Annotated in this window: 11 protein-coding genes; 3 read left to right on the top strand and 8 right to left on the bottom strand. The window is 40.1% G+C overall.

Features of this window, described 5'->3' with window-relative positions; translation table 11 throughout:
* Window positions 1–348: 348 nt before the first annotated feature.
* Window positions 349–579: a hypothetical protein gene (locus ACUVXA_RS10750; RefSeq protein ID WP_445871260.1), complete on the bottom strand. Its 231-nt coding sequence runs from the start codon at window positions 577–579 to the stop codon at window positions 349–351.
* A gap of 358 nt (window positions 580–937) precedes the next feature.
* Between ACUVXA_RS10750 and ACUVXA_RS10745 the strand changes: the two genes are divergently transcribed.
* The 3 genes from ACUVXA_RS10745 to ACUVXA_RS10735 all read left to right on the top strand — a co-directional run bounded on the left by ACUVXA_RS10745 (window position 938) and on the right by ACUVXA_RS10735 (window position 3510).
* Window positions 938–1285: an SCP2 sterol-binding domain-containing protein gene (locus ACUVXA_RS10745; RefSeq protein ID WP_445871259.1), complete on the top strand. Its 348-nt coding sequence runs from the start codon at window positions 938–940 to the stop codon at window positions 1283–1285.
* A gap of 443 nt (window positions 1286–1728) precedes the next feature.
* Window positions 1729–2136 (top strand): hypothetical protein, encoded by a 408-nt coding sequence (locus ACUVXA_RS10740; protein ID WP_445871258.1) that lies wholly within the window; start codon window positions 1729–1731, stop codon window positions 2134–2136.
* A 429-nt stretch (window positions 2137–2565) separates the two neighbouring features.
* Entirely contained in the window at window positions 2566–3510 is a 945-nt protein-coding gene (locus ACUVXA_RS10735) for a transcription initiation factor IIB (protein ID WP_445871257.1), read from the top strand.
* Between the two features lie 189 nt (window positions 3511–3699).
* Here ACUVXA_RS10735 and ACUVXA_RS10730 read toward each other — a convergent pair whose 3' ends face one another.
* From ACUVXA_RS10730 to ACUVXA_RS10700, 7 genes are all read right to left on the bottom strand, one after another.
* On the bottom strand, window positions 3700–4068 hold the full coding sequence (locus tag ACUVXA_RS10730) for a hypothetical protein (protein ID WP_445871256.1): 369 nt from the start codon (window positions 4066–4068) through the stop codon (window positions 3700–3702).
* A 135-nt stretch (window positions 4069–4203) separates the two neighbouring features.
* Entirely contained in the window at window positions 4204–5349 is a 1146-nt protein-coding gene (locus ACUVXA_RS10725; RefSeq protein ID WP_445871255.1) for a thiolase family protein, read from the bottom strand.
* An 18-nt stretch (window positions 5350–5367) separates the two neighbouring features.
* Window positions 5368–5757: a Zn-ribbon domain-containing OB-fold protein gene (locus ACUVXA_RS10720; RefSeq protein ID WP_445871254.1), complete on the bottom strand. Its 390-nt coding sequence runs from the start codon at window positions 5755–5757 to the stop codon at window positions 5368–5370.
* A 19-nt stretch (window positions 5758–5776) separates the two neighbouring features.
* Window positions 5777–6802, bottom strand: coding sequence for a hydroxymethylglutaryl-CoA synthase (locus tag ACUVXA_RS10715; RefSeq protein ID WP_445871253.1), 1026 nt, complete (start codon window positions 6800–6802; stop codon window positions 5777–5779).
* 235 nt (window positions 6803–7037) lie between these two features.
* Window positions 7038–7724 (bottom strand): triose-phosphate isomerase, encoded by a 687-nt coding sequence (tpiA, locus tag ACUVXA_RS10710; RefSeq protein WP_445871252.1) that lies wholly within the window; start codon window positions 7722–7724, stop codon window positions 7038–7040.
* A gap of 62 nt (window positions 7725–7786) precedes the next feature.
* Window positions 7787–8716, bottom strand: a complete 930-nt coding sequence (locus tag ACUVXA_RS10705) for a damage-control phosphatase ARMT1 family protein (RefSeq protein WP_445871251.1) — start codon at window positions 8714–8716, stop codon at window positions 7787–7789.
* Between the two features lie 127 nt (window positions 8717–8843).
* Complete coding sequence (locus tag ACUVXA_RS10700; protein WP_445871250.1) at window positions 8844–9974, bottom strand: M24 family metallopeptidase; 1131 nt, start codon at window positions 9972–9974, stop codon at window positions 8844–8846.
* Window positions 9975–10222: the final 248 nt, after the last annotated feature.

Genomic DNA, 10222 nt, shown 5'->3' with positions numbered 1-10222 from the left:
ACCGAACACCATTTAGGCGGTGTCCTAAATGGGTAAGTTTCGGACAACGGTTCTACACCTCTGCTGTTATTGTTGGAAGTGTAGGGCGTGCCACTTCTCCAAGAGTTCATCGTAGATTATTTCGAGTCTTACCTGTTTACCGCCTTTCCATCTGTTTCTGCCCATCCACTGCGCTTTTAGTTCTCGGGGGAAGTTTTGGGACTTTTTCTTCCAGAGGGTAGCTGGCCCACCTCACAAGGATTTTTAGGGGTCTTTTTCCGCTTTCTCAATCCTTCCAGCACCGGGGAGACTTGAGTTTCCTCGCCACCTTTCCCTTTTTCCACTTCTTGAGAAGTGCCCAGTACGATTTCAAGGCTTCGTTGTTCTTTTGTATGGTTTGCTGAGCGGGGACGGAGCCAACCAGCTTCTTGTACTTGTGGTATTGTTCGCCGGTGTCCCAGTCGAATTCTCCCGAGAAGAGGGTTGTCTGCGTTTGTGGTTTATCTCGTTGTACATTTTGGAGCAGTTGTGGGCTAAATTTAGCAGCCTCTGTTTCTGCTCCTTTGTTGGAACCAGCCGGAAGATGTTGGTCCTCCTCAAACGCGCAACTCCCCTTTCATAACGAGCCCGATGCAGGCAGGCTCCAAACCCCATTTTAGCCGCATACCCTTTTTCACTCCCCCATTTTTCATCCTTTTTCGGTATTTAAAATCCCCATAATTCATTCCCGTCCTAAAAGGGACCGGAGCTTTCTTGCTAATCCTCTGTAATTTCTGTTAAATTTTTATTAAGATTAATATATGAGTTTTATTATTATATAATAGAGTATAGTAAATAGTTAATGCACTAAAATATTATTAGTATTACCATTCATTTTAGAATATAGTTTGTAAGAAAAGTTTATATAAAGCATTAAGATAGAAAGAACATAAAACTTGGTCACAGGGAGGAATTGGTAATGTCCGAGATAATGGGTCACCTCAAAAAAATGGAAGAGGTAGCTGCCAGCAGTGAAGACGTGACAGCCGAACTGGAAGGATGGGAGCGTGTCCTCCAATTCCAAGGAGAAGGTGTTGACCCCTTCTACATCACGATAAAAGATAATAAACTAACAGTCTCTGAAGGAACACATGACAGCCCAGATTTAACTATGGAAGCGAACTACGAAACAATGTTAGGAATGTTAACAGGAGAAGTTGATGCTACGTCAGCCTACATGAGCGGAGACCTCAAAGTTATTGGAGCCCTTCCAGACGCTGTAAAATTCAGAACAGTAATAGAGATAATTAGAGACGAAATGGAATAATTAATTCTACTTCCTCTACTTTTTTAATAATACTAGGAGTTACGCAGTTGAGGGTTGTTTTGTAGGTTAACTAGGCCTGTGGCGGCGTCAAAATCTCCTCTTTTGCCTTGAATTGGTGAAAGCCTGAATTTTTAATGCCCACCTCTCAAAGAAAGGTCGAAAAAGGTCCGAAATAGAAAAAGAAGGCTAACTCGAGCAATCCCATCACCAACCACACGCAAATACCCACCCAACTGCGTAAGTCCTAAATATATCTAATCAAATATTAGATCGGAAGTAATTGGAAAAATTTGTTATAATATTTGTCCTGCTAATAATTCTGAATTAATAAATTCTTTTTAACAAATCCAAATTCATGTTAAACAGAGATTAATAACAAAAAGTTAATATTATGAAAAACAAATATTTCACGAATATGTAAGAGAGGCATGAAGGATTTAATGATGTCTTCGGATGAACTTACTCTAGCGGAAATTGTTGATCTTAAAGAGGAAGGAATAAGATTACCGAGAGAATTTCTTGAGTTGATAGGCAAACCATACGCGATAATGATATTATCTAGATCCAATGGCGAAGTCCGCTTAATTCCTACCGATTCTTCTGAAGTGGTTAAACTCTCGGTGGAAATCGATAAACTTTCTCAAAGATTTCTTAGGGATCTTGGGTTAATTATTGTGAAGGATAAAATTGAGTTTCTTCATACCACTGGTCTTTGCCGAAAAGGAAAACAATGCTTTTATGAAGGTTATATAGAAAAGGATAAATTATCCGTGAAAATTGAGGACCTTAAGTTCCGAGTTTCGCAAATAGAAGGCGTCACAAATGTTGAAATTTCGCTAATTAAACTGTAAAATTCTAAATATTAATGTATTTTTATTAGAATTATTGTAAAAATATGATCTAAAAATTGAGAATTATACAAAATTTTTCTGAATAATGGAATGTTTTTACCATAAGATTTATAAGGGGAAAAGTAGTGTAATGATTTGTGTGGGGGAAAAAAACGAAAGATATATAAACACAAAAAGCTTAAAAACCCTCTTCCATACAATCCAAAAGCCGTAAAATCCCCCGAAGCAAAGCAAAAAATGAGAATTAGAGAAAAAAACCATAAATTGAATATTTAACAACCATTAAGAAAAAAGTATATTATTGAAGATGAATGAAAATTTAGATTTTGTTTTAAAATTATCTGTTATTTGTTCTTTAGAACTATGTTCAAAATTGAACAAATCCTCCAATATTTTGCTTATAAATATTATAAATTGAGGTGAAAACATTTGTCAAAAACCGAAGAAAAGGAAGATGCAAACTACAAAGAAGTTATACAGTGCCCGGAATGTGGCAGCAAGAGAATTCTTAGGGACTACTCCAGAGGAGACACTATTTGTGGCGACTGTGGCCTAATAATCAACGACCTTATGATAGACAGTGGACCAGAGTGGCGCGCCTTTACCGCAGAAGAGAAAAGAGATCGGAGCAGGGTAGGTTCCCCAATGACCTATCGAATGCCAGACAAGGGACTAAGCACCACAATCAGCAGAAGTGACCGAGACGCCTATGGAAGAAAACTTTCACCCAAGCGTAGAGCCCAAATTTACCGATTGCGAAAATGGCAGATTAGAACCAGAGTACACAGCTCCATAGCCAGAAACCTAGCCCAAGCAATGCCCGAACTAAACCGAATCGCAAGCCAACTCAGCATCCCAAGAGATATCCGTGAAACCGCAGCCGTAGTATACCGCAGAGCCCTAGAAAAAGGACTAGTCAGAGGGAGATCCATAGAATCAATGGTTGCAGCCTCAGTCTATCTCGCCTGCAGACTACACAAAATTCCACGCCCACTTGACGAAATTGAGAGCGTTGCTCGAGTGAACAGGAAAGAACTGGCACACTGCGTAAGACTGATTCTTCGAGGACTAGATCTCAAGACTCCACGACCAAGCGCAACAGACTTCATCTCCAGATTCGCAAACGAGCTCAGCATGTCCGGAGAAAGCCAAAAAAAGGCATTACAAGTAATCGAGAGAGCAAGCGAAATAGGAATAACCGGCGGAAAAGACCCCACCGGGCTAGCAGCAGCAGCCCTTTACATAGCGGGGATTCTAGCTGGTGAAAGAAGAGCACAAAGAGAGATCGCCGAGGTCGCCCACGTAACAGAGGTCACAATAAGAAACAGGTACAAGGAGATTGTCCGGAAACTAAAAATGGACTTGGAGGTCTAGGAGCATTACACCCAATCTTCCCACTTTTTAATCCCTAAATTTAAACACTACTTTAAAACCGAATTCTAAATCTATTTTTAACACCAAGTTCCATCCTACAGATTAAAAAACTTGTAAATACTTTTCATTTTTCTTTTTATTTTAAACAATACTTTTTTAAAAGTTTTTTAGATTTTTCAATTCTTCGAATTATTTTTCAGAGGTTCCAACCACTTTGTCCAATTCTTTCCCAAACTTATTAATCAAAGTACTCATCCTCGCCAAAACAACGCCCACTCTCTGATCAGTATAAACAGCCAAAACCGTTTTCTCCGAAACACGCATAATTATGAGAGCCCGATCATCAATATTAACTGTAACATTTGAACCCACACTCATTGCAGGAAAGCCAGGAACAAACATATTCAACCGCTTTTTAATATCCGGAGCCATATCCGAGTAGAGCGCGCCACCATCGGCAGTGAGCAAAGCAAGCCCTCTAGCCGTAACAGCCCCCAATATTCTAAGCTCATTCTTAATACTACTAACTAGAGCAGCAACTTCACCCTCTTTCGCCATAAAACCACCGAAAGTACATTGTTCTTAATTCTCGAAAAAGAACATATTAAATATTATGCTTTCCGCATCGCGCAACCCAAAAAAACCAAAAAATCCACCAAATAAAAGGCAAAAAATATAAGAAAAAAGAGAAGATCAACGAGTCAAAATATGCACACAACCAACTGAACCAACATTATTCGCAACACCAATATTATGTGTCATACCAACTTCGACGTCGGCGACCTGAATCTTACCCGCTTCACCCCTAAGCTGTTCATAGATCTCAGCCACCTGAGCCACACCCGTGGCACCTATAGGGTGACCCTTCGCAAGAAGGCCTCCACTTGGGTTCATAGGTTTTTCCCCATCTAAAGTGGTTACCCCTTCACGAATCAGTTTGTGTCCTTGACCCTTTTCGCAGAAACCAAGATCCTCATAATTCAGGATTTCGGTAACAGTGAAGCAGTCGTGTATCTCACCCACATCAATATTCTTGGGCTCAAGACCCGCCATCCTGTAGGCTTGGCGGCTAGCATCCTTACTCGCCGGAAAACCAACCAGAGCGTCATCCTCCCCCAGCTGCCAACTGTCAACAGACAAACCGCTACCCGCAACAAAAACAGGAGTATCTGTGTACTTTTTAGCAAGCTCAGCCTTACAAACTAGGACAGCGGCGGCACCATCAGTAGTCGGGCAACAGTCGAATAGTCCGAGGGGCCAGGATATTATGGGTGCTTTTAGTACTTGTTCTATTGTTACTTCTTTTTTGAAGTGGGCGTGGGAGTATAGTGCTCCGTTGTGGCGGTTTTTTACTGATATGAGTGCGAAGTCTTCTTTTGTGGAGCCGTATTGGTGCATGTGGCGTGTGCCTCTGAGGCCGAAGAATGAGGGCATGGTTCTTGCTCTTCTCATCCAGATGTCTTTGATTGCTGCGTGTTTTATTAGTCCTCCTTTTTCGTCGTGCATTTTTTCGTATCCTATTATTAGTGCTGTGTCGTATACTCCTGCGGCTATGGCGAAGCAGGCGTGGCGGACTGCTTCGTTTCCGGTGGCGCAGGCGTTTTCTACTCTTGATACTGGGATTTTGAATAGTCCTGTGGGGTGGGCTAGTGTTACTCCGGTGAATCTTCCTCTGAGTGTTCCGAGCCATGCGGCTTGTATTTCTTGGGGTTCGATTCCTTTGTCTACGCTTTGTAGTGCGTTTAGGTAGGCTTCTTCCATCATCATGTCTGGGCTTTTGTCGTATAGTACTCCGAAGTCTATTAGTCCTGCTCCGATTACTGCGACCTTATTTTTCATTTCTTTTCATCTCTTTTTTCATTTTACGGGTTTTACTTTGAAGGATTGTACGTGGTATCCGTCTTCTTCTAATATTTCTCGGTAGTCTAGTTCTACTTCCATTCCGATTTTCAATTCCTCGGGTTTGCAGTTCGAAACCATGGCGTATATTCTTCCTCCACCTTCCATTTCTACTATTGCTAGGGGAATAGGGGATTCGAATTCTGCGGGTAGTGTGTGGGCTACCACGTAGGTTAGTATTTTGCCTCTGGGTCCTAGGGTGACGGTTTCGAATTCTGAGGGGGCTTTTTTGCATTTAGGGCATACTTTTCTTTTTTCGGGGTAGCTTACGTAGCCACAGTTTTTGCATTTGTAGGCTTCCATGCGATTGTTTTGCTTAAAATCTCTCCATAAGGGGGGTGTAGTCATTTTCGACCTTCCTTTATTTTTATTCGGTTCGGGTTATTATTCTGTTTTGCCTGAGATGTGTGAAATAGTCTAGATAATTTTTGTTATCCTTGAAACTTTTAACAGGGGTTGATTTTTCTCGTTTTTGGTTGATTTCTTCTTTTACTTCGAAGCTTAGGGCGTCGCTGGATCCGGAGCCGTAGGAAACAGCTAATATTTTTTGTCCCGGTTGTGCTTGGTCAAGAATCGCGGATAACCCTATCAGAATGGAGGCGGACCCGGTGTCACCGAAATTTTCGATTGTCATACCGGCGTTAAGCTGTTCTGGTGTAAAGCCTAGTTTTCTTGAGGCTTCAGTTATCATTCTATTTTCCTGTTGTTGAAGCACTACGTGTTTGAAATTCTCTGCTTTGGCTCCAAGTTTTTCCATAAGACCCTTTGCGGCGTTAACTACGTGTTCTACGTATCCATATTGCCTTATGAAGCCAGTATCACCGTATGTGGGATATTTTGAGTCAACATTTTTCCACTTGTCGGCGAATCCAGTTGTGTAGAAGAAGCTGTTTTGGTACTCGGCTATTACACTAGTATTGCTTAATAATAGAGCCCCTGCTCCGGATCCTGCTGTGTATTCGAAATTGGTTCCTGGTGCTCCTATGAGTATGTCGCTTCCAACTATCAGAATATTATCAAGTCTTTCTGATTTTACAGCGTCTAGACCAGCCAGTAGGGCAGCAATGCTTGATCTAGATGAGGCACCGAAATCTGCGGCTTCAGAATTATTTTGTAGACCGAGGACGCTTGCCAAATGAGCTGCTAATGAAGCCTCAGTATAAGGACTGGAAACTGTTCCAAGATACAATGCACTGACTTCGTGAGGTTCCAAGTCGGCGTGTTTTAGAGCATTTTTACAAGCGTTGTAAGCCAGTGTCAATACATTTTCATCAAAATACGCTACAGCCTTCTCACCAGAAAGTCGTGAGTCTACTTTCCAAGCAGCTGCAATTTCGCTTTGCTTTATCCGGTATAAAGGAATATAAACCCCGTATCCGCTTATTCCCAACAATGTTATGTACCTTCCGAATTTTATATATCTTGCACCATAAAGTTATAAGTCGACTAGTATAAAACGCTTTTTTTAAATTTAGGAAAAAGTGTAATCTAATTTTTGTGAATTTTTGTTAGAGCAGTTTGTAATTAGGAATTTAAAAAGTTATTAGGGGGAGGCGCTTCTAAAAAAGTATTGTGGTTTTAGTAAATAACTATGAATTAGTACTTTTTAGAAACGGTTTCTGGAAAATTTATAGTGTTTTTTGCGCCGCTTCAGCCATTTCTTGTAGCACCGCTTTTGGTTCCTTTGCTTTCACCACACCGGAGGCTAAGAGCACACCCCGAGTTTTTAATTTGATTGCCGCAGTTACATCATCTCCAGTACTTATTCCCGCTCCACATAGAGGAATAACATCGGAATTAACTTTTTGCATTAGTTCAACTGCTTTTAATACCACTTCTGGCTGCGCTGTGGAAACCGAAATGCCAGTACCAATGAGTTCGGGAGGTTCGTATGCACAGTAATCTGGGGAAAGAGCGCATATTGATGCACTAACTTCGGGGTTATTTGAACAGACTATGGTTTTGAGTTTGGCTTCCTTTGCCCTCCTAATAGCGTCATCAATGTCTGCTAGTATTAGCCTGTGTTCGCTATGATTTATAAGCGTCCCTGTAGCTCCAGCATCGGCAATAGCTTCTGGTAGAATATAACCGGTGTGGGAACCGGCTTTAAAGGGATCTATGTGCTGTGCAAAAACTGGAACGTCTACTTGGCTTGCAATTAGTCTTATATCCGGTTGTTGTGGGATGACAATAATGCATATTCCGGTGTCAGTTGATACCTCTTGTGCGGCTTTTGCTATCTTAAGTCCTTTTTCACCAACACTTTCTAAGTATGTCTTAAAATTTACTGCAATAACAGGAAGAGTGAACTTCATTAAATCTTCCTCCAAATAATATTGTTCTTAACCTGACAATATTCAGTATATATTTTTTGGATTTAACACTCCATTACTGATTTTGCTGGGAAATATTTTGTTACGTTTTTTCCACGCTCAACACCTAAACTCATTGCTACCGGTTCACACTTTGTTCTCAACAAAAAAAAGACATCTACAGGGTGGGATCCATTTGGGTGTAAACCGGTCATGGTTTCAAAGTGCCCCATTCCCTTAGCAATTATTAAGTCTGAGCTCCGATAATGGTCTAATAAGATTTCTGAACACTCCTCAAGAATTAGTCCTACAGTGTCCGTCCCTATGGTAATTACTTGATTTGCTGTGTTAAGCATGCTCACCTTTTGAGCGTCCTCAAGTGTGGCGTCGTTCAAAATTGGCTTCTCCTTAACTGCGACCGTGACTTCTGCTCCCAGTTTTTTTAACTCCTTTACAAGTAGAACGTCTAACGCTATTTCACCCGCATTATCGGTCAAATAAAGGATTTTGGTTTCGGATTTAACTTTTTCAAAAAGTATGGGTATGTCATCAATAGCTAATTCATCCTCCGCTTTATCCAGAAGTTTGGATATTTCCTCAAGATTAAATTTATGACCCAAAATATCGAACTCGATTATGTTTCCAACCATGGCTGCCAAACAAGCCATTCGAAATCTTTTATAATTATCATCTTCTTTATCGATAATTTTTTCAAAATCAGAACGCAGTTCTAATGCTATTTTGTTGGATTTAATCTTCTGCTCACGGTAGGGATCCGGGCAGCCAGTTACTTTTTTTATTGCGCGATCTCTTCGTGTACCAATGTAGGCAGGCACTAGATGCATAGGGTGGCTTTGTTCATTTATTATAACATCAATGATGCTTAATACTTCCTTCATGGCCTGCAACTGAATGTTGGGGTTACTTGTTGATTGTTGTATTTCTCGATAAGCGCGGGTTAGAAGACACAGAATGCAAACTGGTTTAATATTCATGGTATAACGTCCTTTAAATTGTGAAACTAATAGCGAAGATTTTTAAAATTTGAATCCGAAGAAAGCTCTTCCTTTTTTGAGGGGATGTTTACTATTGAAGTCTGTTTAACATTTAGAAAAATTTCACTTACATTGTTTCTATTGGTAGTTTGTTTAAAACTTGATGTCCATCTTCTGTTATGAGAACGGTTTCTTCTATTTTCAAACCGCCGAATTCTGGTATGTAAATTGCCGGTTCTAAGGATAATATTAGGCCTTCTCTAATGATTTCGGTGTTGTTTAATGAGATTATGGGAGGCTCGTACTGATCTAAACCTATCCCATGCCCAATAGGGTGTATAAAGAATGGCTCGTAACCTTTTTCCTTTATCACTTTTCTAGCCACTAGGTCTAATTGACCAAGGGCAACTCCTGGTTTAGAATACTGCAAAGCATTATTAAGAGCTTGTTTCACTACTTCGAAAATTTCTTTATGCTTTTTGTGCGGACTTCCTGTGAATATGGTTCTTGCTACATCCGCACAATACTCATTATAGGAAGCTGCAATATTTATCAGTACTAGTTCATTTTCTTCGATCTTTTTATTTCCAGCGATCGCATAGGGATAAGCGGATTTAGAGCCGGACACCACCACGCTCTCAAATAGAGCTCTCTGGGACCCTGCCTTACGTAGAGCGCTTTCAACCTCCACAGCAACCTGAATTTCGGTTGTTCCAGGGCTTATGATTTCTATAGCGGTTCTTAGCCCTTTTTCAGCGATCTCTAGAGCTTTCTGAATATTTTCTATCTCCATAAGATCCTTGTACATCCGCATTTCCCAGACATTTCTTGAAATATCTTTGAAGCCTATTTTAGGCATTTTTTTCTTCAGATTCTCGAATGTGAAAGCTGGGAGATTAGAAAGCTCAACCCCTATCATACTTTCACTTAGGTCTTTTTCCTCTATTATTGCAGCAATTGAATCAATGACGCTGTCCACCTTCTCATTCTTTTCATCAGTTTTAAGAGGATGCGGATAATAACACCGAACATCATTAACCCAAGAGGTTTCAGCTGCTCTATCCAATTCTATACGTGAAACAGTAAGCGTTACTTCATTATCCCCCGAAAAAATAACCGCACTGGGAACATCAAATGAATGAGGAAAGAATCCCGTTAAATAGTAAATATTTTTAGGCTCCATTACCAGTAGAGCGTCAATTTCTTCACCGACAAGTATTCTTCTAGTTTTATCAAAACGCGTAGAATGTACTCTCATCGTTAATCACCGAACCACCAAGATATTTCTCTTTAATAATCAGTACATGACGTTGAAAAACCTTACGGCTATTACTAAAAAATTTATTTAGAAAAAATTTTTTAAAAATAAAATTTCATAAAATACTAATACCATACTTAAAAGTTATTAATAAGATTTTAATAAAAATACTTGAATATCACACATAAATAAAAAGACTACCACCTAAAATAAAAACTCACAAAAAATAGGGTAAAACTAGAAAACCT

The sequence above is a fragment of the Candidatus Jordarchaeum sp. genome, from assembly GCF_052745115.1.
The sequence above is the reverse complement of the archived record's forward strand: the minus strand, read 5'-3'. Positions and strand labels throughout refer to the sequence as shown.

What these genes read in the sequence shown, in the direction of transcription:
- ACUVXA_RS10745 (WP_445871259.1), top strand. Translation starts at nt 938, where the DNA reads ATGTCCGAGATAATGGGTCACCTCAAAAAAATGGAAGAGGTAGCTGCC.
- ACUVXA_RS10740 (WP_445871258.1), top strand. Translation starts at nt 1,729, where the DNA reads ATGTCTTCGGATGAACTTACTCTAGCGGAAATTGTTGATCTTAAAGAG.
- ACUVXA_RS10730 (WP_445871256.1), bottom strand. Translation starts at nt 4,068, where the DNA reads ATGGCGAAAGAGGGTGAAGTTGCTGCTCTAGTTAGTAGTATTAAGAAT.
- ACUVXA_RS10725 (WP_445871255.1), bottom strand. Translation starts at nt 5,349, where the DNA reads ATGAAAAATAAGGTCGCAGTAATCGGAGCAGGACTAATAGACTTCGGA.
- ACUVXA_RS10720 (WP_445871254.1), bottom strand. Translation starts at nt 5,757, where the DNA reads ATGACTACACCCCCCTTATGGAGAGATTTTAAGCAAAACAATCGCATG.
- tpiA (WP_445871252.1), bottom strand. Translation starts at nt 7,724, where the DNA reads ATGAAGTTCACTCTTCCTGTTATTGCAGTAAATTTTAAGACATACTTA.
- ACUVXA_RS10705 (WP_445871251.1), bottom strand. Translation starts at nt 8,716, where the DNA reads ATGAATATTAAACCAGTTTGCATTCTGTGTCTTCTAACCCGCGCTTAT.
- ACUVXA_RS10700 (WP_445871250.1), bottom strand. Translation starts at nt 9,974, where the DNA reads ATGAGAGTACATTCTACGCGTTTTGATAAAACTAGAAGAATACTTGTC.